The organism is Streptomyces sp. C1-1 (assembly GCF_050214755.1).
GTDB lineage: Bacteria > Actinomycetota > Actinomycetes > Streptomycetales > Streptomycetaceae > Streptomyces.
The window spans coordinates 8,262,802-8,287,500 of the sequence record NZ_CP189826.1 but is presented as its reverse complement, the minus strand read 5'-3'; the positions used below and the strand labels follow the sequence as shown (position 1 = coordinate 8,287,500).

The window sequence follows — 24,699 nt, the reverse complement described above, 5'->3', positions numbered from 1 at the left end:
TACGACAACCACCGCGGCGGCGGGACCCGCCGCACTATCGGAGACGGGTGAGATGGAGACAACGCTGCGAGGCGTCGGCGTGAGCCACGGAGTGGCGATCGGCGAGGTTCGGCACATGGGAACGGCGGTGCTCGAGCCGCCTGCCAAGCAGATACCGGCCGAGGACGCGGAGCGCGAACAGGGGCGCGCCCGCAAGGCTGTGGAAGCCGTGGCGGCCGATCTGATGGCGCGGGGAAATCTGGCGGGCGGCGAAGCCCAGGCGGTGCTCGAGGCGCAGGCCATGATGGCCCAGGACCCCGAGCTGATGGCGGATGTGGAGCGGCGCATCGCCGTCGGGAGCACGGCGGAGCGTGCCGTGTACGACGCGTTCGCCGCGTACCGGGCGCTGCTGGCCGGTGCCGGGGAGTACCTCGCCGGCCGGGTGGCGGACCTGGATGACGTGCGGAATCGTATCGTCGCCCGGTTGCTGGGGGTGCCGATGCCCGGCGTCCCCGACAGTGACGAGCCGTACGTCCTCATCGCACGTGACCTCGCGCCGGCTGACACGGCTCTGCTGGACCCGACCCTGGTCCTCGGCTTCGTCACCGAGGAGGGCGGGCCGACGAGCCACAGTGCCATCCTGGCGCGGGCCCTCGGTGTCCCGGCCGTGGTGGCGCTGCCGGGTGCCGGCGAGCTCGCCGAGGGCACGGTGATCGCCGTGGACGGCAGCACCGGCGAGATCTTCGTGAACCCGAGTGCGGAGAAGAAGGCGCAGCTTCAGGCCGCGGCCGCCGAGCGCAAGGCGGCGCTGGCCGCCGCGACCGGGCCGGGCGCGACGTCCGACGGGCACAAGGTGCCGCTGCTGGCCAACGTCGGTGGCCCGGCGGACGTGCCGGCGGCCGTGGAGGCCGGTGCCGAGGGTGTCGGTCTGTTCCGTACCGAGTTCCTTTTCCTGGACGACAGCAAGAACGCGCCGTCGGAGGAGAAGCAGGTCGAGGCCTACCGTCAGGTTCTCGAGGCGTTCCCCGAGGGGCGTGTCGTCGTGCGTGTGCTCGACGCGGGCGCGGACAAGCCGCTGGACTTCCTCACCCCGGCCGACGAGCCGAACCCGGCGTTGGGTGTGCGTGGTCTGCGTACGCTGCTGGATCACCCGGAGGTGCTGCGCACCCAGCTGACGGCGTTGGCGAAGGCCGCCGAGGGGCTTCCGGTGTATCTCGAGGTCATGGCGCCGATGGTGGCGGACCGTGCCGACGCCAAGGCGTTCGCCGACGCGTGCCGGGAGGCGGGGCTGCGGGCGAAGTTCGGAGCGATGGTCGAGATTCCGTCGGCCGCGCTGCGGGCGCGTTCGATCCTGCAGGAGGTCGAGTTCCTGTCACTGGGCACCAACGACCTCGCGCAGTACACGTTCGCCGCCGACCGCCAGGTGGGAGCGGTGTCCCGCCTTCAGGACCCGTGGCAGCCCGCGCTGCTCGACCTGGTCGCGTTGTCCGCGGAGGCCGCGAAGGCCGAGGGCAAGAGCTGCGGTGTCTGTGGTGAGGCCGCGTCCGACCCGCTGCTCGCCTGTGTGCTGACCGGTCTCGGTGTCACCTCGCTTTCCATGGGTGCGGCGTCGCTTCCCTATGTGCGGGCGACGCTGGCCAAGTACACGCTGGCTCAGTGCGAGCGGGCGGCTGCCGCGGCTCGTGCCACGGAGAGCGCCGAGGAGGCGCGCAGCGCGGCTCAGGCGGTGCTGTCCGGCGAGTAGGGTCCGGCTTTCCGCTTCCTGAGGGGGCGCTCCACCTGCGGGTGGGGCGCCCCTTTGGCGTTCAGTGGTGATGGCCGCCTGTGTCCCGTTCCTCTCCGAGGTCCGGCGGTACGCAGTAGTCGACGTCGGATTCCGGTGAGATCAGATCGCCGGATTCGATGTCGGTGCAGTAGGCGTCGAAGACCTCGCCGGCCGTGAGGGGTGCCAGGCCTTCGCCTCGCAGGCGCCAGCCGTAGACGCGGTCGGTGGTGCCGGGGGCGCTGGTGCGCATGACGAGTCCGCCGGGGCACTTGGTGGCGATGCCCAGTGCCAGGACGGTGGTGAATTCGAGGGCTTCTGCTTCGTCGAGTTGCAGGGCGCCGTTGTCGTCCTCGTCCGCGTGGAGGACGGCGAGCAGTGTTTCCGGGATGGCCGAGACGCTGCAGACGAGGTGTCGGTTGCCCGCGCCGGCGGTGTCGAGGATGCGGACGAGGAGGTGGGAGGCGCGCGTGAAGGCGGCGCGGCCGATGTCCTCGCCGCAGGAGGCGCAGGCGCCGAGCCGGGCCAGCAGCGTGGACGCGTACTCCCAGGTGGCCTGTCGGACCGCTTCGTCGACGAGGACCGGTACGAGGTCGGCCAAGGGCTGGCCCTGGTAGGGGACGGTGGGGCCGGTGGTCGCGAGTTCCGCGGTGAAGCGGGTGCGGCTCGACGGGGCATCGGGGTCGAGGCCTGTTCCCGCGCAGAATTCGGCGTACTCCTGAGGGTCGAAGAGGGCGACCGTGGTGTGGCTGCCCTGGGAGGCGCGGGTCTTGAGGAGTGCTTCGACCTGTTGCAGGTAGGTCAGGTGGTCTTCGAAGGTGAAGCTGCGGTAGCGCCGCATGGCCCGGAAGTCGTGTTCGTCGGTCAGCAGGCCGATGGTTCCGGCGATTTCGCGGCGCAGGACGCGTCGCATGGTCTGGTGGTCGGTGTGCGCCATGTTTCCCCCTGAGCACAGTCGATCAATGCTCACTCACAGTAACCGGTGGCACTGACAACGCGGTCCGGGCGAGGCGGCCGCGGATCAGGCGGTGCTGGATGGCGCAGGTCAGGGCGATTCCGGCGCCGAAGACGCTCCATCCGAGGGGGCCGGTGGCGATGGCCGCGGTGACGGCGAGTGGGCCGACGCTGCGCTGGGCGGACTGCGCCAGGCCGTGGACGCCGAGGTAGGTGCCCTGCGCGGTCTCGGGCGCGAGGGCGACGGACAGTTCCCAGGAGATGGTGGCGTGGAGGATCTCGGCCAGCGTGAAGGCGGTGGCGGCCGCGGTGAGGAGCAGGGTGGCGGTCACGGTTCCGCCGCTCGCCGACAGGGTCATGGCGACGCCGGCGAGTGCGAAGGCGGCGGCGAGCGGGAGGAGAAGGGCGCGGGCGGCGGCGGTTGTGGTTCCGAACCGGGCGAGGGGCACTTGGAGGGCCACCACCATCACGTTGTTGAGCACCAGCAGCAGGGGTGCGAGGCCGTGCGGTGCGTGCGTCGCGTGGGCGATCCACAGAGGCAGGCCGACCTTGAAAACGGAGTCGTCGAGGAAGAGGACGGTCTCGGTGGCCACGTAGGCGAGGTAGGTGCGGTCGCGCCAGGGGCCGGGTGCCTTTGTGCTGGCGGCCTTGGTGCTGGGGGCCGGGTCCTTCGACGTGATGATGGTGCGGGAGGCGGAGGGGGGTTCCGCGCAGCGGAGGGTGAGGAGGGCGGACGCGAGGAAGGACAGCGCGTCGCCGGCGAGGAGCCACTGGTAGGCGGCGGTGCTGCCGAGGGCCAGCGCGGCTGCGGCCGTGAGGCCGCCGAGTGCCCAGCCGGCGTTGGCCACGGTCCGTTGGACGGCTTGGTAGCGGACGCGTTCCGGTCCGGCTGCCCGGGTGGCATAGAGCCTGGTGAGGACGCCGGCCGCGCGGTCTCCGAGGCCGCCTGCGGCGGCGAAGGCGACCAGAAGGGTGTAGTCGTTCGTGGTCAGCAGTGCCAAGGAGCTGAGGGCGCGCAGGAGTTGGACGGCGATCAGTACACGGGTGAGCGGAAATCTGTCGGCGATGCGGCCGCCGAGCGGCGCTCCGGCGATTCCGATGGCTCCGGCGGTCGCGGCGAGCGTGCCCACCTGGGCGAGGGAGAGCCCTGAGACGTAGGTGAAGTACAGGACGGAGACGGAGGCCCACAGGCCGCTGCCGACGCGGTCCACGAGGGCGATGACGAGCATTCTGCGCCCGTCCCGTCCTCCGGGTATCCGGCTCGACCATGCGACTGCGCGGCGCATCGGATGCACTGCTCCCCCTTGCCTTCGATTATGTACTGACACATAATTTCCAACGTGGCAACACAATATGGGATCACCGGTACGACGGCCAAGGGGATTGCGGCGTCCGTGGAACGGGCCGTGGCCGAGGGCGCCTTGGGGCCGGAGGCCGCCCTGCCTCCCGTGCGGCGGCTCGCGGACGACCTCGGGGTCAGTCCCGGCACGGTCGCGACGGCCTACAAGGAGCTGCGGCAGCGCGGGATCGTGGTCACACGCGGGCGGGGTGGGACGGTGGTGGCTCCGGCCCCTGCCGTGGCGTCGCGCCGGCCTCCGAGAGTTCCGGAGGGGTTGCGCGACCTGTCCGGCGGTCACCCTGATCCCGCCCAGCTCCCCGCTCTCGTACCTCCCTCACGGTTGTCTCCGGGGGTGCGGGCCCACCGCTCGGCGCCCCGGCTGAGGCGGCTGGAGGAGGCCGTTCGCGAGTGGATCGGGCCGGACGGTGTGCCCGTGGAGCAGGTGACGTTCGCCCATGGAGCACTCGATCTGATCGGGCGACTGCTCTCCGTGGAGCTGCGGCCAGGTGACGCCGTGGCCATGGAGGATCCGGGGTATCACCATCTCCTGGATCTGGTCACGGCCTTGGGGCTGCGCAGCGTCCCGGTGGCCGTCGACGACGAGGGGATGCGTCCCGACGCGCTGCATGGGGCGCTGCGGGCCGGCGCCCGGGCCGTGGTGTGCAGCCCTCGGGCGCAGAATCCCTACGGCGGCCGTTTCTCCGGGGCACGCCGGGACGCCCTGGTGGACGTGCTGCGGGACCGGCCGGACGTGCTGGTCGTCGAGAACGACCATGCCTCCGCCGTGGCGCACGCCCCGCTGCACACCCTCGCCGGCGGGGGGCTGCGACGCTGGGTGCATGTGCGGACGGTCAGCAAGTTCCTCGGGACCGATCTGCGGTGGGCCGCCGCCGCGTGCGACGCCACCACGCTGGCCCGCCACGACGGCCGGCTGCTGCTGACGTCGGGCTGGGTCAGCCATCTCCTCCAGGAGATCGTCCACGGGTTGCTGACCGACGACGGCACGCGCGCGTTGGTGGCACGCGCGTGTGAGACGTATGCGCTGCGCCGCGGGGCTCTTGTCGACGAGCTCGCCGAGCGTGGGATCGGGGCGCACGGGTCGAGCGGGATGAACGTGTGGGTGCCCGTGCGGGACGAGTCGGCCGTGGTGAACGGGTTGCGGTCGTACGGCTGGTGGGTGGCCGCGGGTGCCAGGTTCCGGCTGTCGTCGGCTCCGGGTGTGCGGATCTCCGTCGCGGAGCTGGAACCGGCCGACGCGGCGCGGCTGGCCTCGGACTTCGCCGCCGTGCTCGGCGAGTCCGAGGCCACCTACGGGGGGTGAGGCGCGGCCTCAGGAGCGCTTGCGGGCGAGGTCCTCGTAGAAGTGCAGCAGGTCGAGGTCGTCGATGGAGCCCGGGTTGACCGCCTTCTCCAGCGGGGCACCCTGGAGGAGGCGCTTGACCGGGACCTCGATGCGCTTGCCGGTGAGCGTGTGCGGGACTCCGGGCACCTCGATGATCTCGTCCGGTACGTGGCGCGGTGAGAGCTGTTCGCGGATGGTCTGCTTGATGCGGTTCAGGAGCGCCTCGTCCAGGGTGGCTCCGGGGGCGAGGTGCACGAAGAGGGGCATCCAGTAGCCGCCGTCGGGCTGTTCGATGCCGATGACGAGGGATTCCTTGATCTCCGGCAGCCGCTCGACGGCTTCGTAGATGTCCGCCGAGCCCATGCGCACGCCCTGGCGGTTGAGGGTCGAGTCGGAGCGGCCGTGGATGACGACGGATCCTCGCGAGGTGATGGTGATCCAGTCGCCGTGGCGCCAGACGCCGGGGTAGGTGTCGAAGTAACTGTCGTGGTAGCGGCTGCCGTCGGGGTCGTTCCAGAAGCGGATCGGCATCGACGGCATGGGGTTGGTGACGACGAGTTCGCCGACCTCGTCGGTCAGAGGTTCACCGCTGGGGTCCCAGGACTGCAGGTCGGTGCCCAGGCCGGCCGCCTGGAGTTCGCCGATGTGGACGGGCAGCGTCGGTACGGCTCCCGCGAAGCAGGAGCACACGTCCGTGCCGCCGCTGACGGAGGCGATCCACAGGTCGTCGCGGACCTCGTCGTGCAGCCAGCGGAAGCCGTCCGGCGGGAGCGGTGATCCCGTGGTGGCGACGCACCGCACCTTGGAGAGGTCGAAATCGCGCCCGGGGTGGACGCCGGCCTTGGCGCAGGCCATGACGTAGGCCGCCGAAGTGCCGTAGAGGGTGGCTCCGGTGCGTTCGGCGACGCGCCACTGGGCGCCCGTGTCCGGATACCCGGGGCTGCCGTCGTACAGGACGATCGTGGTGCCGGTGAGCAGGCCGGAGACGAGGAAGTTCCACATCATCCAGCCCGTGGACGTGTACCAGAAGAAACGATCCTCGGGACCGAGGTCGCAGTGCAGTCCGAGCTGCTTGAGGTGCTCGACGAGGATGCCGCCCTGGGACTGCACGATGGCCTTGGGCAGGCCGGTCGTGCCCGAGGAGTACAGCACCCACAGCGGGTGGTCGAAGGGCACCTGCTCGAACACCGGTTCAGTGTCCGCGCCGGTCAGCGCCGCCCATTCAAGGGCGCCTTCGGGTGCCTGCGTGCCCAGCAGGGGGATGTGGACGACGGCACGCAGCGTGGGCAGCTCGCGGCGGAGTTCGGCGACGATCTCGCGGCGGTCGTGCTCCTTGCCGCCGTAACGGTAGCCGTCGACGGTGAACAGGACGACGGGTTCGACCTGCTGGAAGCGGTCGAGGACGCTGCGGGCCCCGAAGTCGGGGGCGCAGGACGTCCACACGCCGCCCACGGCGGCCGTGGCGAGGAGAGCGACGACGGCCTGCGGGATGTTCGGGAGGTAGCCGCTGACACGGTCTCCGGGGCGTACGCCGAGGGCGCGCAGCTCGGCGGACAGGGAGCCGACCTGGCGGCGCAGTTCGGACCAGCTGACGGGGCGCTGCTCGTGGGTCTCGTCGACGTACAGCAGGGCCGGTTCGTCCGCACGGGTGGCGGCCGCGCGCAGGGCGTGCTCGGCGTAGTTCAGGGTCGCCCCGGGGAACCACTGGGCGCCGGGCATCGAGCGGTCACCGAGTACGCGCGCGTAGGGCGTCGAGAACCACACGTCGAACCATTGCGTGACGGCTTTCCAGAAGGTGTCCAGCTCGTCGACGGACCACCGGTGCAGGGCCGGGTAGCCGCCGTCGGCCGGAGCCCCGTGCTCGCGGGCCGCCCAGGCCTGGAACCTCGTGACCTGTGCCTGGGCGATGCGTTCCGGATCTGGCTGCCAGAGCGGCTGGGGGTTCACGGTCGACATGGGGCGGCTCCCGGACTGTGCGCGTCGTGTGCGTCTTTCGCGCACGGGCTGGGGTGTGCGCGTGACGCGATGACACGGACGATGCCATGTGATCGACTTCTGCACCAGGGCGCGCCCCACATAGTCCGTGTCGTGAAGATGTGGTCCCAGCACGGGTGAACGGAAGTTGAACGACACCCCTGTTCGGCGCGGTCAATGGCAGGGTGAGCAGCATGGACGGTCGTGACCTGGTGCGTTCGGTGAGGGTGGTCGGTTCGGTGGGGGCGGCCCAGAGGTTGCGTACCGTGACGGCGGCGTGGCGCAGGCGGCGTGCCGACGCGGGCGCGCTGCCGCCGCGGGGTCCGGAGCGCGCGCGGGTGCCCGGACCCGTGCGGGAGGTGGAGCCCGGCCCGGGCGGCGGTGTGATCCGCTTCAACCGCTCGGAACTGCGGATCCTGGTCGCCGTGAACGGCGCGGTCTTCTGGGGCTGGGACGGGGCCGCTCCTGAGCCGTCGTACGCGCTCTTCGGCCGCTGCCCGGAGGCGGACCCACGGGCGGTTCTGGAGCCGGACAAGGACGGCGGCTGGCGGGTCGTGGCCGAGCGCGTGACGGTGATCGTCTCGCGGCACGGCGCAGTCGAGGTGCGCACGCCCGGAGGCGTCACGCTGCGCCGTGATCTGCCGCCCCGGTGGTGGGAGCCGGTCGGGGGCGGGGTCGCGCGGTGGATGCAGCGCTCGGAGGTGGCCGCCGACGCGCGGTTCTTCGGGCTCGGGGGACGGGCGTCGGGCCCGCGGCTGCGTGCCGGGACCTACCGACTGTGGAACACGGACCCCGGCCGCGCCTTCGGCCCCGGTGACGATCCGCTGTACATCACGATGCCGGTGCAGCTGGTGGTGTCCGACGCGGCCACTCATCTGGTGTTCCACGACACCACGTGGGACGGCACGGTGACGCTGAGGGAGGGCGAGGAAGGAGCCGGTTCCGGCCATGACAGGGCGGGCACGAGCGAGCTTCGGGTGGAGGGCGGTCCGCTGCGCTGCTGGGTGATGGTGGGCACCCCCGCGCGCGTGCTGCTGGCCTGGGCGTCGCTGACGGGCGCGCCGGCGCTGCCGCCCACCTGGGCCCTGGGCCACCACCACGCGCGCTGGGGCTTCGGCAGCGAGCAGGAGGTGCGCCGGATCGTCTCGGGCTACCAGGAGCGCGGGCTGCCGCTGGACGCGGTGCACCTCGACATCGACCACCACGACGAGCACCAGGTGTTCACCGTGGACCAGGAACGCTTTCCCAAGCTGCCGTCCCTGGCGGAGGACCTGCGCCGCGACGGGATCCGGCTGGTGTCGATCGTCGACCCCGCGGTGAAGGCCGCGGAGGGCAACGCGGTGTACGACGGCGGGACGGCCGTCGACGCGTTCGTGCGGGACGCTTCGGGACAGCTTGTGCGGGGCGTGGCGTGGCCCGGGGAGGCGGTCTTCCCCGACTTCACGCACGCGCGCGTGCGCAAGTGGTGGGGCGGGCTCTACGAGGAGCGGCTCGCCCAGGGGTTCTCGGGTTTCTGGCACGACATGAACGAACCCACGTCGTTCGCCGCGTTCGGGGAGTCGACGCTGCCGCGCTCGGCCAGGCACTCCCTGGAGGGCCGCGGCGGGGACCACCGCGAGGCGCACAACGTCTACGCGCTGTGCATGGCCAGAGCGGGCTACGAGGGCCTCCTCGAACTGGCTCCCAAGGAGCGGCCGTTCGTCTTCTCCCGCTCCGGCTGGGCCGGGATGCAGCGCTACGGCGGGACCTGGTCCGGCGATGTGGCGACGGGCTGGCCCGGTCTGCGGGCGTCGCTGTCGCTGGTCATGGGGCTCGGCCTGTGCGGCGTGCCCTATTCAGGGCCGGACGTGGGCGGCTTCGACGGCAGTCCGTCACCCGAGCTGTATCTGCGCTGGCTGCAACTGGCCGCGTATCTGCCCCTGTTCCGCACCCACGCGAGTCTGCGGGCGGGGCGCCGGGAGCCCTGGGAGTTCGGTGCCGAGGTGCTGGAGCACGCGCGCGCGGCGCTCGTCGAGCGCCGGCGGCTGCTGCCGTACTTCGTGACCCTGGCGCATCTGGCCCGGCGCACCGGAGCGCCCTACGTGCGGCCCCTGTGGTGGAACGCGCCCGAGGACCGCGCGCTGCGCGACTGCGAGGACGCGTTCCTGCTGGGCGACGGTCTGCTGGTGGCGCCGGTGCTCGACCCGGGGGCCGACCGGCGTGCGGTGCAGCTGCCGCGGGGGCGCTGGTACGACACCGTCACGGAGCAGGTCTACGAGGGGCCGGCACAGGTACTCGTGGACGCTCCCCTGTCTCGGATACCCGTGCTCGCGCGTGCGGGTGCCGTCATTCCCGTACGGGGGGACGACGGCGGACTGGAGTTGGAGGTGTGGGCGCCGGCCCGCGGCCGCACCGGGGGCGGGCTGGTGGTCCCGGACGGCGGCGACGGCTGGGACGAGCCGGAACTCGAACGCTACGTGGCCCGTTGGAAGAGCAGGGGAAGGCGGCTGGTGGTCGAGGCAGCGGGTGAGGGCGGCTCGTCCGAACCGCCCTACCCGGTGCGTGTGCGGGGACTCGGGGAGGGCTGAGCTCAGATGTAGCGGCCCTCGAACCAGGCGCGTACGGCCAGGGTGTGGAGCGGGAAGGCGAGCTCCTCCGGCCTGCGCAGGAGGTGCCAGCCCTCCGTCTCGTCCGTGGCGGCGGACCGGGGCAGACCGTCGGCCGGGCGTTCCGGAAGGACTCCGAACAGCAGCAGGTGCCCGTCGGGCGAGCTCATGGCGTCGACGAGGCGTACGTCGCGGCTCGCCGCGTCGATGCCGGTCTCTTCCTTCAGCTCACGGACGACGGCGTGCCGCCAGTCCTCGCGGTCGTCGACGAAGCCGCCGGGCAACGCGATGCCCCCGCTGGCGGGGGCGACGGTTCGGGTGATGACGACCAGGGCCGTGCCCTTGGTGTCGTACACGGGCTGGAGTGCGACGGCCACCGGCAGCGGGTTGCGGTAGGCCACGGCGTGGCAGGCCGGGCAGGTGCGCGGCCAGCCGGAGACGCCCTCTCCATAGGGCGCTCCGCAGCTCGAACAATGCGAGCCGGGGGCGGAGTTGGGGATGGATTGAGTTTCGGACACGCGGCGGACTGTATCCGATCAGTGGAGGGGCGTCTTCCGGAGGCTGCTCAATGGCCGCCGGCGAGGGACTTCCAGGAGACCGGGAAGTCGAAGTAGGTGTCCGGGTAGGGCTCGGGCTTGTACGTGTAGTGCCACCACTCCTCTGCCAGGTTCACGAATCCCAGGCCCTCCAGGGTGCTCTTGAGCAGCAGGCGGTTGGCGCGCTGGTCGCCCTGGACACGCGGGTCGAGGGTGTGGGCGAGGGTGTCGAAGCAGTCGAAGCCGGTGCCCATGTCGACGGAGTTGTCCGGGAAGCGTTCGTCCTTCGGCGCGTAGCACGGCACGAGGGGCTCTCCCGGGTGGTAGGGCCGGGTCGGCCTCGCCGGGAGCCGCACGATGGTGAGGTCCATCGTCGAGCCACGGCTGTGGCCGGATTTCTCCGCGATGTAGCCGTCCTCGAAGAGCCGGGTCTTGTCGACGTTCGGGTAGAACTCGCTCTTCATCGCCTGGTCGTCGAGGTCCTCGGCCCAGCGGACGAAGTGGTTCACGGCGCGCTGCGGCCGGTAGCAGTCGTAGACCTTGAGGGTGTATCCCCTGCGCAGCAGTTTCAGCTGGGCCTTGTGGAGGGCTTCGGCGGCCGGCCGGGTGAGGATGCAGATCGGTTGTTCGTAGCCGTCGATGCGTTCGCCGACGAAGTTGTGCGGGGTGAAGTAGCGCATCTCCTGGAGGATCGTCGGGTCGACGGCTCTGAGGGCCACGAAGTCCTTCGGTGCCCTGGGCCCGGTCTCCGCCCGGGCGGTGGCCGAGGTTGCGGTCACGGCCAGCACTGCCGCGAAGGCGGTGACGAGACCGCGTACTGCACGGGTGAGTCGTGTCATGTCTCCTGCACTGCCCAATTCCGCCTGCCCGTGACACACTTCTGACGCATCGTCAGATGTTGTGGCAGGGAGGGACCATGTCTCGCACTCGTACGCCCGTGGTGGACGGATGGTTCGCCGGGACGGGGGACGATTTCCGGCTCCTCGGCACCCGTTGCGCGGCTTGCGGCTCGGTGTTCTTCCCCCGCGAGGAGGTTCGGTGCCGCAATCCCGGATGTCCCGGCGGTGATCTCGACGAGGTGCCGCTGTCGCGACGGGGGCGGATCTGGTCGTTCACGGACAGCCGGTACCGCCCTCCGTCACCCTATGTGAGCAATCCGGAACTTCCGTGGGAGCCGTACGCGTTGATCGCTGTGGAGCTGGCGGCCGAGCGGATCGTGGTGCTGGGGCAGGCGGTTCCCGGGGTCACCGTCGCCGATCTGGCGGTGGGCATGGAGGTGGAGGTCGTCCCCGGCGTGCTGCACGAGGACGCGGAGACGACCTGGACGACGTGGCACTGGCGGCCTACGGGGGTGGGGGCATGACGGGCGAGGTGGCGGTGCTCGGCGCGGGCATGCACCCGTGGGGCAAGTGGGGGCGAGGCTTCGTCGAGTACGGCGTGGCAGCCGCGCGCGCGGCACTCGCCGACGCCGGGCTGGAGTGGCGCGACATCGGCTCGATCGTCGGCGCGGACACGGTGCGTGGCGGCTATCCGGGCTATGTGTCCGGTGCGACCTTCGCGAAGGCGCTGGGCTGGCAGGGCGCCCGTGTGACGAGCGTGTACGCGGCGTGCGCGTCCGGGGCCCAGGCCGTCGACACGGCGCGGGCGCAGATCCTGTCCGGCCTCGCGGACGTCGTCCTGGTGGTGGGGGCCGACGCGGCGCCCAAGGGGTTCTTCCGGCCCGCGGGAGGCGAGCGGCCGGACGATCCGGACTGGCTGCGGTTCAGGGTCCTGGGGGCGACGAACCCGACGTACTTCGGGCTGTACGCGCGCCGCCGCATGGCCGTGCATGGGGACACTCCGCAGGACTTCGCGCAGGTCAAGGTGAAGAACGCGGCCGTGGGCGCGCTGAACCCGAACGCGCGCTACCGCACCCGGGTGAGCGCCGAGGAGGTCGCCGCCTCGCCGGTGGTCGCCGATCCGTTGCGGCTGCTCGACATCTGCGCGACCTCGGACGGCGGGGCGGCGCTGGTGCTGTCCAGCATGGACTTCGCACGCCGGCACGGTGCGGCGCGGCCGGTGCGGATCCGGGCCGTGTCGACGGTGACACCGCGCTTCCCGAACACCGTGCTCGACCTCCCGGACATCGCGACGGACTCCTGGGCGGCGGCGGAGCCCCCCGACGGGACGTTCCGGACGTCGATCGCCCGGGCGGCCTACGAGGAGGCCGGCGTCGGCCCCGAGGACCTCTCCCTCGCGGAGGTCTACGACCTGTCCACGGCGCTGGAGTTGCAGTGGTACGAGGACCTTGGGCTGTGCGGGGAGGGCGAAGGCGCCAAACTCCTCCGGGAGGGGGCGACGAGCCTCGGCGGGCGAATACCGGTCAACGCCAGCGGCGGACTGGCCTCCTTCGGCGAGGCGGTTCCGGCCCAGGCGATCGCCCAGGTGTGCGAACTGACCTGGCAGTTGAGAGAGCAGGCCGGTGACCGGCAGATCGCGGGGGCACATGTGGGGATCACGGCGAACCAGGGGCTGTTCGGGCACGGGTCCTCGGTGATCGCCGTGCGGTGACGGGGAGGCAAGGCCTTTCCCGCACTCTGCGTGATCACCCGGGAATCCTGCGTGAACGTCGTGTGAACTGGGCCTATGGGCGCGCCCGCGGAGCCATCATGCTCCCGTGCGCTCCTGGACGGACATTCTCCGCTTCGCCTTCCAACCGGTGGTCAACCTGGCCACCGGAGGGGTCGCGGGGCTGGAGATACTCGCCCGCCCAGAGACCGGAGACATCCTGGCCGAGGCCCGCCGCGACCCCGAACTCGACGGCCATCTCGCCGTGCTGGCGGTCCGGGCTGCCGCGCGCAGGGAGACGTTGCTGCCGCTGCACGTCAACGTCTTCGCGGGCACCCTCGCCGACCTCGGCGGGCTGACCCCGCTGCACGACGCCGTGCGCGCGGCGGGGCGACTGCCGTGGGAGGTGACCGTCGACATCGGACCGCCGTACACGCACGTGCCGCAGCGGGCGCTGCTGGAGGCGGTCGGCGCACTGCGGGCGCAGGGGTTCCGGATCAGTGCGGACGGCGTCGGCGACGGGGACGTACCGTTGCGGCTGCTCACCGATCTCGCCCCCGACCTGGTGAAACTCGACGCCTCGCTGCTGACCCGGCCGGCCGCGACACGAGCCATGCGGACGCTGTGCGAGCAGTTGGGAGCGCTGCTGTCCGTCGAGGGCGTGGAGACGGAACTGCAGTGCGCGGCCGCGGTGTCGGCCGGTGCCCAGCTGGCCCAGGGGACGTTGTTCGCGCCGCCGGCCCGGCTGCCCGCGGCGGATGTGTACGTTCCGCCCCGGTGCCCCGCCGACATGGCGGTGGCGTCCCGGCCGGGGCCGTCCGTGCGGGAGTTCGTGCGGCCCGCCGCGCTGCTGCCCGCGACCGCGTCCGCGGGGCAGGTGCGAGCACTGCTGATCGGCTCACCCGACGTCTCCGGAGTCCTCCTCGTGGACGCGCAGGGGGTTCCGGTCCGGTCCGTGCACCGCTCGCGCTTCCTGCTGTCGATGTCGGGGCGCTACGGGCACGCGCTGTACGCCGACCGGCCCGCCGCCAGGCTCGGCGACCCGCCCCGTACGGTGGGCGCCGACGCGACCGCGTGGGAGGTCCTGGACGTGCTGGCCGTCGGCGGGCGGGAGCGCACCTCGGACGATGTGGCGGTCGTCGACGCGTACGGCCGGTGCGTGGGCGTCGTACGCCTGGCCGACCTGGTGCGGGCGCTGGCGGAGAGCCGGGTCGAGGAGGCGACCGGGCTGAATCCGCTGACGCGGCTGCCCGGCTCGGACGCGATCACGGGCGAGGTGGACCGGCGCATCGCGGACGGCCGCACGTTCGCGCTGAGTTGGCTGGACGTGGACCACTTCAAGCAGGTCAACGACGGGGCCGGGTTCGCGGCGGGCGACGAGCTGATCCGGTCCGTGGGGCGGACGCTGCAGGGCGCTGCCTCCGGCACCACCCGGGTCGGCCACATCGGCGGGGACGACTTCCTGGTACTCGCCGATCCGGAGCGACTCGGTCCGCTGGCCGCGGCCGTGCTGGACGCGCCGTGGTCGGCGGGCGGGCGGCCCGTCACGCTGTCGCTGGCGACCGTCCTGTGCCCGCCCGGCAGCGTGCGCGACCACCGGGAGGCCGCCGCCTGTCTGGCGCCGCTGAAGAAGGCCGCGAAGGCGCTGCAGGGGGCCAGCTGGGTGCTGGGCCGGGCCGGTCTGGAGGGGCTGGAGGTCCTCCGCGGAGCCCAGGCGGCGCCCGCTCCGGCGGGCTGAGCGGCACGCGAGCGTGTCACCGTTGCCGTCCGTGCGCTTGACGCTCTCTGAGTGCCGGTGAACACTTCCGATGTAGGTCGACATCGCCGTACAAACACGCTGTAACCAGGCAAACACCGCAAAAACCGCCTGAAGGGCAGGCCACTCCCCCCGCGGGTGATTCGGCTGCGACGGCACGCTCGCCGCCATGCGCAAAGACATCTTCGTCGGTGAGGTCAACGGCACGGCGATCCTGATCCTCTCCGGCGCCGTACTGCAGGAACGACGAAGGGGACGTCATGACGGACAAGTTCGTCGCCGCTATCGACCAGGGCACCACATCCAGCCGCTGCATCGTCTTCAACCAGGACGGCGCGATCGTCGCCGTCGACCAGCGGGAGCATCGCCAGATCTTCCCCAAGCCGGGCTGGGTGGAGCACGACGCCACCGAGATCTGGTCCAAGGTGCAGGCGGTGGTCGCCGGGGCGATCGCGAAGGCGGGGCTGCGCGCCGACCAGCTCAGCGCCATGGGCATCACCAACCAGCGCGAGACCACCCTCCTGTGGGACCGCGCGACCGGAAAGCCCGTGCACAACGCCATCGTCTGGCAGGACACGCGCACCGCGGCGCTGACCCGGCAGCTCGGCGGCTCGGACGGGCAGGACCGCTTCCGCGAGCAGACCGGACTGCCGCTGGCCACGTACTTCTCCGGGCCGAAGGCGGCCTGGCTGCTGGACAACGTGCCCGGCCTCAGGGCGCGCGCCGAGAACGGCGAGATCGCCTTCGGCACCATGGACTCCTGGCTCATCTGGAACCTCACCGGCGGCACCGACGGCGGGCAGCACGTCACCGACGTGACGAACGCCGGCCGCACGATGCTGATGAACCTGGAGACCCTCCAGTGGGACCAGTCCATCCTCTCCGCGATGAACATCCCGGAGGCCATCCTGCCCGAGATCAAGTCCTCGGCGGAGGTGTACGGGAACGCCGTGGGCCAGCTGGCCGGCGTGCCGGTGGCATCGGCGCTGGGTGACCAGCAGGCCGCCGTGTTCGGGCAGGCCTGCTACGACGTGGGCACGGCGAAGAACACCTACGGGACGGGCTCCTTCCTGCTGCTCAACACGGGCAACCGGCCCGTGGTGTCGAAGAGCGGCCTGCTGACGACGATGGGCTACAAGATCGGTGGCGAGGCGCCGGTCTACTGCCTGGAGGGCTCCATCGCGATCACGGGCGCGCTCGTCCAGTGGTTCCGCGACCAGCTGGGCATCATCCGCACCGCGGACGAGATCGAGCCGCTCGCGGCGAGTGTCGAGGACAACGGCGGCGCGTACATCGTGCCCGCCTTCTCCGGCCTGTTCGCGCCGTACTGGCGCTCCGACGCGCGCGGTGTGATCACCGGACTGACCCGGTACGTCACCAAGGCGCACCTGGCCCGCGCCGTGCTGGAGGCGACGAGCTGGCAGACCCGCGAGGTCGTGGACGCCATGTTCCAGGACTCCGGGGTGCACATCACCACCCTCAAGGTGGACGGCGGCATGACCAAGAACAACCTGCTCATGCAGCACCAGGCGGACGTCCTCGACGTCCCCGTGGTCCGCCCCAAGGTCTCCGAGACCACCTGCCTGGGCGCCGCCTACGCCGCCGGTCTCGCCACCGGGGTCTGGAACGACCTCGACGAACTGAAGGCGCACTGGCAGAAGGACGCCGAGTGGGCGCCCTCCATGGAGGCGTCGGTGCGGGACCGCGAGTACCACAACTGGCACAAGGCCGTGGAGAAGAGCTTCGGCTGGGCGGAGGACGAGGACTAGGCACACGCGCGTGTGCCGATGACGGCGGCCCGTACCCCGGTCGGCGGGGGTACGGGCCGCTCTCGTGCGGTTCCGTCAGGTGCCGACGGTCTCGCGGCGCTCCGACGCCTGGGCCATCGCGTGCCGCACCACGCCGATCAGCACCTCCTTGACCGATTCCCGGTCGCGGGCGTCGGTCAGCAGCAGCGGCACGTCGGCGTCGAGGTCGAGGGCCCGCCGGACGTCCTCCACCGGGTAACGGGCGGCTCCCTCAAAGCAGTTGACGCCGACGACGAAGGGTATCGAGCGCCGCTCGAAGTAGTCGACGGCGGCGAAGGAGTCCTCCAGGCGGCGCGTGTCGGCGAGCACGACGGCGCCCAGGGAGCCCTCGGAGAGCTCGTCCCACATGAACCAGAACCGCTCCTGTCCCGGCGTGCCGAACAGGTACAGCACCAGGTCCTCGCGCAGCGTGATGCGGCCGAAGTCCATGGCCACGGTGGTGGTGCGCTTGGCCTCCACACCGGTCGTGTCGTCGACCGGGCGTCCCGCCTCGGTGAGCAGCTCCTCCGTGCGCAGCGGCCGGATCTCGCTGACCGCGCCGACGAGCGTGGTCTTGCCCACGCCGAAGCCGCCGGCCACCAGGATCTTGAGCGTGACGGGCTCGACCGGAGACTTCCCGCGCTCAGAACGCCCGAAGATCATCGATCTCTTCTCCTGCTTGATGGGGGTGGTGGGACGGTGGGCCGTAGCCCCCGCCGCCGGGGGTTTCGATGACGAGTACGTCGCCGGGACCGACGTCCGCGGAGTCGCTCCCGGCGAGCGCGGTGACGGTGCCGTCGGCCCGCTCCACCCGGTTGGCTCCCAGCGCGCCGGGCTCGCCGCCCGCCATGCCGTACGGCCGCACCCGGCGGTGCTGGGACAGGGTGGAGACGGTCATGGGCTCCTCGAAGCGGATGCGGCGCACCGCGCCGTCTCCGCCGCGCCAGCGTCCGGCACCGCCGCTGCCGTGCCGGACAGCGAACTCCTCGAGCCGCACGGGCAGCCGCCACTCCAGGACCTCGGGGTCGGTGAGCCGCGAATTGGTCATGTGGGTCTGGACGACGGGAGCGCCGGGGAAACCGTCGCCCGCGCCGGAGCCCGAGGCGACGGTCTCGTAGTACTGGTGCCGCTCGTTGCCGAAGGTGACGTTGTTCATGGTGCCCGAGCCCTCGGCCTGGACGCCGAGCGCCGCGTACAGGGCGCCGGTGATGGCCTGGGAGGTCTCGACGTTGCCCGCGACGACGGCGGCGGGCGGTTCGGGCGCCAGCATCGAGGCGGGCGGCACGATGATGTCCAGGGGCCGCAGGCAGCCGTCGTTGAGCGGGATGTCGTCGGCGACGAGGGTCCGGAAGACGTACAGGACGGCCGCGTTGACCACCGCGAAGGGCGCGTTGAAGTTGCCGGCCAGCTGCGCGGAGGTGCCGGTGAAGTCGACGGCCGCGGAGCGCTTTTCGCGGTCCACGCGCACGCACACGCGGATGACGGCGCCGGAGTCGGTCTCGTAGGCGTACTCACCGTCGTCGAGGGCGTCGATCACCCGGCGGACGGCTTCCTCGGCGTTGTCCTGGACGTGCCTCATGTAGGCCTGGACGACGTCGAGGCCGAAGTCCTCGATCATGCGGGCGACTTCGTCGACGCCCTTGCGGTTGGCCGCGATCTGGGCGCGCAGGTCGGCGAGGTTGGTCTTGGGGTTGCGGGAGGGGTAGGGCGCCTCGGTGAGCAGCCGGCGGGTCTCCTCCTCGCGGAAGCGGCCGGCCTCGGCGAGCAGCCAGTTGTCGAAGAGGACGCCTTCCTCCTCGATGGTGCGGCTGTCGGCGGGCATGGAGCCCGGGGCGATGCCGCCGATCTCGGCGTGATGGCCGCGGGAGGCGACGTAGAACAGGATCCGGTCACCCTGCGTGTCGAACACGGGCGTGATCACGGTGACGTCCGGAAGGTGGGTGCCGCCGTGGTACGGGTCGTTGACGGCGTAGGTGTCGCCGGGCCGCATGGCCGGTCCCCGGCGCCGGATGACCTCCTTGACGCTGGTGCCCATGGAGCCCAGGTGGACGGGGATGTGGGGGGCGTTGGCCACCAGGTTTCCGTCCGGGTCGAAGAGCGCGCAGGAGAAGTCCAGGCGCTCCTTGATGTTGACGGACTGGGCCGTCGACTCCAGCCGCGCACCCATCTGTTCGGCGATCGACATGAAGAGGTTGTTGAAGACCTCGAGCAGAACCGGATCGGCTTTCGTGTCGAGATCGGAACTCTGCGTAATCACCGAGCGTTCCATGACCAGATGCCCGTCGTCGCGCGCCACGGCCTGCCAGCCGTCGTCGACGACGGTCGTCGCACTGGCCTCGGTGATGATCGCGGGGCCGGTGACCGTCTCGCCGGGAGGCAGGTCCTCGCGGCGGTGGAGGGGCACGTCGCGCCAGGTGCCGCCGGTGTGCAGCCGGACGGTGTCGGGAGCGGCGGGGCGGCCTTCGTACGGGGCGAGGGCGGACAGATCGGGGGGTTCGGTGATGCCGGTGGCTTCCACGGAGAGGGCTTCGACGACGATCGGGCGGTCGAGCGTGAAGGAGTACGTGGCGCGATGACGTTCTTCGAAGGCGTGACGCATCGTGTCGGGCTCGGTCAGCTCGACCGTGAGGGTGGTGTCCGTGCCGTCGTAGCGGAGCTGGGCACGGCGGGCGACCTGGATGTGGTCCTTTGGGACGTCCTCGGCGAGGAGTTCGGCGCGGGCCGCTCCCTCGAGGTCGTCGGCCGTCTTGAGGACGGCGGGCATGGCCCGGGGTTCCAGGGGCGCCTCGACGGACTGTTCACGCATGGCGGTGGTGTCGGCGAGGCCGATGCCGAGGGCGGACAGGACACCGGCCATCGGCGGGACGAGGACGGTGCGGATGCCGAGCGAGTCGGCCACCATGCACGCGTGCTGGCCGCCCGCGCCACCGAAGGTGGTGAGGGCGTAGCGGGTGACGTCGTGGCCCTTTTGGACCGAGATCCGTTTGACGGCGTTGGCGATGTTGGCGACGGCGATCTGCAGGTAGCCCTCGGCGACCTGCTCGGGGGTGCGGTCGTCGCCGGTCCGCTCGCGGATCTCGCGCGCGAGGGCGGCGAAGCGGTCGCGGACGAGCCGTTCGTCGAGGGGCTGGTCGCCGTCGGGGCCGAACACCTTCGGGAAGTGGGCGGGCTGGATGCGGCCGAGCATGACGTTGGCGTCGGTGACGGCGAGCGGGCCGCCGCCGCGGTAGCAGGCGGGGCCGGGGTCGGCTCCCGCCGAGTCCGGCCCTACGCGGTAGCGGGAGCCGTCGAAGTGGAGCACCGAGCCGCCGCCGGCCGCCACGGTGTGGATGTCCAGCATCGGGGCGCGCAGCCGGACACCGGCGATCTGCGTGGTGAAGACCCGCTCGTACTCACCGGCGAAGTGCGAGACGTCGGTGGAGGTGCCGCCCATGTCGAACCCGATGACCCGGTCGAACCCGGCGAGCTGCGACATGCGGGCCATGCCGACGATCCCGCCCGCGGGACCGGAGAGGATGGCGTCCTTGCCGCGGAACTGCCCGGCTTCGGCGAGACCGCCGTTGGACTGCATGAACATCAGCCGCACCCCGTGCAGCTCGTCGGCGACGTGCCGGACGTAGCGGCGCAGCACCGGCGAGAGGTAGGCGTCGACGACCGCGGTGTCCCCGCGGGGGACGAGCCTCATCAGCGGGCTGACCTCGCTGGACAGCGAGATCTGCGGGAAGCCGATGCGGGCGGCCAGCTCCCCGACGGCCTGCTCGTGGGCGGGGTGCAGGTGGCTGTGCATGCATACGACGGCGACGGCGCGGATCCCGTCGTCGTACGCCTCCTGGAGGAGCCCGCTCAGCGCGTCCAGGTCGGGGGCGCGCAGCACGGTGCCGTCGGCGGCGATGCGCTCGTCGACCTCGACGACCCGCTCGTGGAGCAGTTCGGGGAGCTCGATCCGGCGCGCGAAGATGTGCGGCCGGTTCTGGTAGGCGATGCGCAGGGCGTCGCGGAAGCCGCGGGTGACGACGAGCAGCGTGCGCTCGCCCTTGCGCTCCAGCAGGGCGTTGGTGGCGACCGTCGTACCCATCCGGACGGCCTCGACGGGTTCCCGGGCGCCGTCCAGCAGTTCCCGGACGCCCGCGACGGCCGCGTCGGAGTACCGCGCAGGGTTCTCCGACAGCAGCTTGTGCGTGAGCAGGCGGCCGTCCGGGCGTCGAGCGACGATGTCGGTGAACGTGCCGCCCCGGTCCACCCAGAACTGCCAGCCAGTCACGTCAGTACCCCGCTTCCGCGCCGCTCACAGCGCCCGGAGGCCGTTGATCACGTCGCGCAGAATACTCTCGTCCACCAGCTCGGCAGGCGGGATCGGCCGGTTGACGTGGACGAATTCCGCGTCCACGAGATCTCCGACGAGGACCCGGACCACGCCGATGGGCAGGTCGAGCCCGGCGGCGAGTTCGGCCACCGACTGAGGGGTGTCCCGGCACAGGTCGACGATGTCCACGTGCTCGGGGGACAGTGTCGTGTCGGCGTCCGGGTCTTCCGCCTGCGGCTCCGCGACCACCACCGCGATCAGGTCGAGGCGGTGCTGCCCCGGACTGGTCGTGCGACCGCGTGTCATCGCGTAGGGGCGGACGACCGGTCCGGCCTCGTCGTCGAACCAGTGGCTTGTTCCCTGACCGTCAGCGCTCATGACATCTCACTACCCGCCTGCGGGCAGATCGGTGCGCGGAGCGGTGCCGAGATGCGCGCCGACGCGCTTGACCAGGAGTGTCATCTCGTACGCCACCTGGCCGATGTCGGCGTCGGCGTCCGACAGGACGGCCAGGCAGCTGCCGTCGCCCGCGGCCGTCACGAACAGGAAGGCCTCGTCGAGTTCCACGATGGTCTGCCGGACGTTGCCCGCCTCGAAGTGGCGGCCCACACCCTTGGCGAGGCTGTGGAACCCGGAGGCGACGGCGGCGAGGTGCTCGCTGTCCTCCCGGGTCAGGTCCCTGGACACGCCGGTCGGCAGGCCGTCGCCGGAGAGCACGAGAGCCTTGCGGATGCTCGCGACGCGGTCCACCAGCTCGTCCAGGAGCCAGTTCAGCTCTCCGGACTGATTGGTCGCGCTGTGGCCGGTCGCCTTCGGTGCGGTCATCGACCGTCCCCCTTAGTCGTTCCTTGTGGTGCTGTGCCGCGGTGGGCGTCGTCGCCCGCGGCGTTCTCCTCGCGGCCGCGCTGCCAGCCGCGCTGGAGCGAGGCCATACGGTTGCGTACGTCGTCGGCGTCCCGCTCGACGGGTTCCGCGCGCTCCTCCGTGCGCCGCACGGCGCTCTGCCGCAGCTGCGGGGCCAGGTTGGCCTGGCGCACCCGCCGGGGCAGGGCGCCCGCGCCGGGCCCGGCCTCCTGCGTCCCCGCGCCGGGACGCCCGTCGGCGGCGTCCGCTCTGCCGGGCGCGGCCGGCGCGGGACGGGTGCGCGCGGGAAGCCCGGAGCTCAGCGGGTGGTCGCCCGGGGCCCCGGCCGCGGGGGCTCCGCCCACGGGAGCCCCGGTCACGTCACCGTCGCCGGGGCGGCCGGCCTCGCCCGGGCCGGAGCGCAGTGGCGAGGTGCCCCGTCGGCGGTTCGGCAGGGGCGGTGCGGCCTCCGGGGCCGGGGCGTCCGGCCCGCTGCCCGACAGGAGTTCCTCGCGGCGGCGGGACGGCAGCGGCACGGCGGTCTTCGGGTCGGGGCGGCCGGACCGGGCCGGCGCTGCCTCGTGCGTGTCCTCGCGCCGGGGCCGGGGCTCGGTGACCGGGCGCCCGTGGGAGCTGACCAGCTTGGGCGTGCTGCGCCTCGGCAGCGGGAGGGCTGCGCCGGAGAGGTCGTCCTGGTCGCCGCGGGCGGGCCCGCGGCCGTCGGCGTCGGGGCGCCGGAGGTCGTCGTGACGGCCGCCCGGTTCGTCGTCGGCGAGGACCCTGGACCGGAGGGGGCGGAAGATGCCGCCGCGTTCGTCGTCCTCGTCGTCGAGCGCGCCCGGGAAGTCGTCGATGGCGTCGAGGTCGACGGGGGCCTCCAGCTCGACCGGCCCGTTCAGGAGCGCGCCGGGCAGCTGTACGGGCACCCGGGACAGCTCGTTGCGGCGGCTCTCCTCGAGTTCGGCCTCCTTCGTGGGCTGGGGCCGGTCGAGGCGGAAGCCGATGCCGTTGGTGTCGGGGACGTCGTCGGTCAGCAGCGCGTCCGGGATGAAGACGACGGCGGTGGTGCCGCCGTACGGGGAGGTCTGGAGGGAGACGCGCACGTTCTGCCGCTGGGCGAGGCGGCTGACCACGAACAGACCGAGCCGGTCGGTGTCGGACAGCTCGAACTCGGGTGTCTCGGCGAGCCGCAGGTTGGCGTCCAGCAGCGCGTCGGCGGCCATGCCCAGACCGCGGTCGTGGATCTCCAGGGTGAAGCCGTTGGCGACCCGCTCCCCCACGACCTGGACGGCCGTGTGCGGCGGGGAGAACACGGTGGCGTTCTCCAGGAGTTCGGCCACGAGGTGGGTGAGGTCGGCGACGGCCGGGCCGGTGACGGCGACCCGGGGCAGCCTGCGGACCTCGATGCGCTCGTAGTCCTCGACCTCGGCGACGGCGGCCCGCACGACGTCCATGAGCTGGACGGGTTTGCGCCACTGCCGGGACGGGGCGGCGCCGGAGAGGATCACCAGGCCCTCGGCGTGCCGGCGCATACGGGTGGTCAGGTGGTCGAGCCGGAAGAGGTCGGCCAGTTCGTCGGTGTCCTCGGTGCGGCGCTCCATGCTGTCGAGGAGGGTGAGCTGCTTGTGGAGCAGGACCTGGCTGCGGCGGGCGAGGTTGACGAACACCTCGGAGACGCCGGCGCGCAGTTCGGCCTGTTTGACGGCGGCCTCGACGGCGGCGCGCTGCAGGGTGTTGAGGGCCTGGCCGACCTCGCCGATCTCGTTCTTGTCGTACTCCAGGCGCGGTGCCTCGGTCTCCACGTCGACCTGCTCGCCCGCGGACAGGCGCCGCATGACGCTGGGCAGCCGCACGCCCGACGCCTCGTGGGCCTCCAGGCGCAGCTTTCGCAGGTCGCGGATGAGGGCGCGGCCGATGCGCACGGACAGGAAGAGCGAGAAGAGCAGGGCCAGCAGCCCGAGGACGCCCGCGACGGCGGCCTTGGCGATGACACCCATCGCGACGGGGCGTACGCGGTCCTGGTAGCGGTCGTCGGCCTGGTCGTTGAGGGTGCCGAGCTCGTCGAGGACGTTCCCGGCGGCGGTGTCCCAGTTCTTGGCGGTGACCTCGGGAGAGCTGCCGGCTCCCGCGGAGACCGCGGACTGCTCGGCCACGCGCAGCGGGGCGGTCTCGGCGTTCTTCCAGAACCGCTGGTAGCGGTCGCGGTCGTCGGAGGGCAGCAGCTGCAGGTTGTAGTCGTAGATCAGGCCGCGCTGGGCGATGAGGTCGGTGACCTTGCGCAGCTCGGTGCGGGAGGGCTTGCCGACGACGAGGGCGGAGCCCAGGAGCGCGTCCTCACGCGAGAGCAGTTCGCGGGCGCGGGCGAGGTTGACCAGTGCGCGGTACTGCTTGTCCATCTCGACGTTGTCGACGACGTGGAGGTTGGTGAGCAGCACGTAGCAGGGGTCGATCAGGCGGTTGTAGAGGTCGAGGGCCTGGGCCCGGTCGACCGTTCCGTCCTCGACACTGTGCCGAAGGTCGTCGAGGCCCTTGAACGAGTCCAGCACTGTGCCCAGCCGGTCGGTCGTCTCCTCGCCCATGGCGTCGCGCACATCGGGGTTCGTGGAGTTCTTCCGGATCCGTGCGACGGCCTTGTCGGTGGCGGCCCGGGTGCGCCGCAGATCGCTCATGCCCTCGGAGGCGCGGGGGTCGGCGAGATAGACGAGGGACTGACGGCGTTCCTGCTGTACGACGCGGACGGTGTCCTCGATCGGATAGGCGACCTTCTCCACCACGTCCGACACGTTGAACAGCTGTTCCGCCTCACGTCCCGTGAGTACCGTGGCGAAGCCCCAGATCGCGGTGAGGGACACCAGCGGCACGAGAAGCAGCGCCACGATCTTCCGGCGGATCGACTTCCCGCGAAAGCGCATGGCCTCCCCCAGCTCGACCCCCATCCGAGCGGGGGTACACATGTACGTCAACAAACGGCGCGAGCCTACTACCGACGCAG

Annotated in this window: 17 protein-coding genes; 7 read left to right on the top strand and 10 right to left on the bottom strand. The window is 71.7% G+C overall.

The features are described from left to right. Window positions 1-52 precede the first annotated feature (52 nt). A complete protein-coding gene (gene ptsP / locus ACQF4J_RS37685; RefSeq protein WP_351806361.1) occupies window positions 53-1,723 on the top strand; it encodes a phosphoenolpyruvate--protein phosphotransferase in 1,671 nt (556 codons plus the stop codon). Between the two features lie 61 nt (window positions 1,724-1,784). Here the strand turns inward: ptsP and ACQF4J_RS37680 are convergent, their stop codons facing one another. Further along, on the bottom strand, window positions 1,785-2,678 hold the full coding sequence (locus ACQF4J_RS37680) for a hypothetical protein (RefSeq protein ID WP_351571135.1): 894 nt from the start codon (window positions 2,676-2,678) through the stop codon (window positions 1,785-1,787). 22 nt (window positions 2,679-2,700) lie between these two features. Next, window positions 2,701-3,924: an MFS transporter gene (locus tag ACQF4J_RS37675; RefSeq protein ID WP_351806363.1), complete on the bottom strand. Its 1,224-nt coding sequence runs from the start codon at window positions 3,922-3,924 to the stop codon at window positions 2,701-2,703. Window positions 3,925-4,035: 111 nt separating this feature from the next. Here ACQF4J_RS37675 and ACQF4J_RS37670 point away from each other — a divergent pair, with 111 nt between their 5' ends. Beyond that, window positions 4,036-5,355 carry an aminotransferase class I/II-fold pyridoxal phosphate-dependent enzyme gene (locus ACQF4J_RS37670; RefSeq protein ID WP_351571141.1) on the top strand — a complete coding sequence of 440 codons (1,320 nt, stop codon included), beginning with the start codon at window positions 4,036-4,038 and terminating at the stop codon, window positions 5,353-5,355. A 9-nt stretch (window positions 5,356-5,364) separates the two neighbouring features. Here ACQF4J_RS37670 and ACQF4J_RS37665 read toward each other — a convergent pair whose 3' ends face one another. Then, window positions 5,365-7,332 carry an acetoacetate--CoA ligase gene (locus ACQF4J_RS37665; RefSeq protein WP_427167777.1) on the bottom strand — a complete coding sequence of 656 codons (1,968 nt, stop codon included), beginning with the start codon at window positions 7,330-7,332 and terminating at the stop codon, window positions 5,365-5,367. 212 nt (window positions 7,333-7,544) lie between these two features. On the opposite strand from ACQF4J_RS37665, the gene ACQF4J_RS37660 reads away from it, so the two are divergent. After that, window positions 7,545-9,917, top strand: a complete 2,373-nt coding sequence (locus ACQF4J_RS37660) for a glycoside hydrolase family 31 protein (RefSeq protein ID WP_351571147.1) — start codon at window positions 7,545-7,547, stop codon at window positions 9,915-9,917. 2 nt (window positions 9,918-9,919) lie between these two features. Here ACQF4J_RS37660 and ACQF4J_RS37655 read toward each other — a convergent pair whose 3' ends face one another. Both ACQF4J_RS37655 and ACQF4J_RS37650 read right to left on the bottom strand, forming a co-directional pair. Continuing rightward, entirely contained in the window at window positions 9,920-10,453 is a 534-nt protein-coding gene (locus ACQF4J_RS37655; protein WP_249841152.1) for an NUDIX domain-containing protein, read from the bottom strand. A gap of 47 nt (window positions 10,454-10,500) precedes the next feature. Continuing rightward, the gene (locus ACQF4J_RS37650; RefSeq protein ID WP_351571151.1) at window positions 10,501-11,310 is read right to left on the bottom strand and encodes a M15 family metallopeptidase; all 810 of its coding nucleotides are present in this window, start codon (window positions 11,308-11,310) and stop codon (window positions 10,501-10,503) included. A 98-nt stretch (window positions 11,311-11,408) separates the two neighbouring features. Between ACQF4J_RS37650 and ACQF4J_RS37645 the strand changes: the two genes are divergently transcribed. From ACQF4J_RS37645 to glpK, 4 genes are all read left to right on the top strand, one after another. Beyond that, on the top strand, window positions 11,409-11,834 hold the full coding sequence (locus ACQF4J_RS37645; protein WP_351571405.1) for a Zn-ribbon domain-containing OB-fold protein: 426 nt from the start codon (window positions 11,409-11,411) through the stop codon (window positions 11,832-11,834). After that, the gene (locus ACQF4J_RS37640) at window positions 11,831-13,021 is read left to right on the top strand and encodes a lipid-transfer protein (protein WP_351571154.1); all 1,191 of its coding nucleotides are present in this window, start codon (window positions 11,831-11,833) and stop codon (window positions 13,019-13,021) included. Before ACQF4J_RS37645 ends, ACQF4J_RS37640 begins: the two co-directional genes overlap by 4 nt. 106 nt (window positions 13,022-13,127) lie before the next feature. Further along, window positions 13,128-14,756, top strand: coding sequence for a GGDEF domain-containing protein (locus ACQF4J_RS37635; protein ID WP_351571161.1), 1,629 nt, complete (start codon window positions 13,128-13,130; stop codon window positions 14,754-14,756). 278 nt (window positions 14,757-15,034) lie between these two features. Further along, the gene (gene glpK / locus ACQF4J_RS37630) at window positions 15,035-16,543 is read left to right on the top strand and encodes a glycerol kinase GlpK (protein ID WP_351571164.1); all 1,509 of its coding nucleotides are present in this window, start codon (window positions 15,035-15,037) and stop codon (window positions 16,541-16,543) included. A 75-nt stretch (window positions 16,544-16,618) separates the two neighbouring features. Here the strand turns inward: glpK and ACQF4J_RS37625 are convergent, their stop codons facing one another. The 5 genes from ACQF4J_RS37625 to ACQF4J_RS37605 are packed head-to-tail and all read right to left on the bottom strand — an operon-like array spanning window position 16,619 to window position 24,619. Then, window positions 16,619-17,224, bottom strand: a complete 606-nt coding sequence (locus tag ACQF4J_RS37625) for a GTP-binding protein (protein ID WP_351571167.1) — start codon at window positions 17,222-17,224, stop codon at window positions 16,619-16,621. Continuing rightward, window positions 17,205-20,822 (bottom strand): hydantoinase B/oxoprolinase family protein, encoded by a 3,618-nt coding sequence (locus tag ACQF4J_RS37620; RefSeq protein ID WP_427167775.1) that lies wholly within the window; start codon window positions 20,820-20,822, stop codon window positions 17,205-17,207. Before ACQF4J_RS37620 ends, ACQF4J_RS37625 begins: the two co-directional genes overlap by 20 nt. 24 nt (window positions 20,823-20,846) lie before the next feature. Continuing rightward, a complete protein-coding gene (locus ACQF4J_RS37615) occupies window positions 20,847-21,242 on the bottom strand; it encodes a DUF742 domain-containing protein (protein WP_351806369.1) in 396 nt (131 codons plus the stop codon). Window positions 21,243-21,251: 9 nt separating this feature from the next. Next, window positions 21,252-21,689: a roadblock/LC7 domain-containing protein gene (locus ACQF4J_RS37610; RefSeq protein WP_351571175.1), complete on the bottom strand. Its 438-nt coding sequence runs from the start codon at window positions 21,687-21,689 to the stop codon at window positions 21,252-21,254. Further along, window positions 21,686-24,619, bottom strand: coding sequence for a nitrate- and nitrite sensing domain-containing protein (locus tag ACQF4J_RS37605; RefSeq protein ID WP_427168667.1), 2,934 nt, complete (start codon window positions 24,617-24,619; stop codon window positions 21,686-21,688). The genes ACQF4J_RS37610 and ACQF4J_RS37605 overlap by 4 nt, the downstream gene beginning before the upstream one ends. Window positions 24,620-24,699 lie beyond the last annotated feature (80 nt).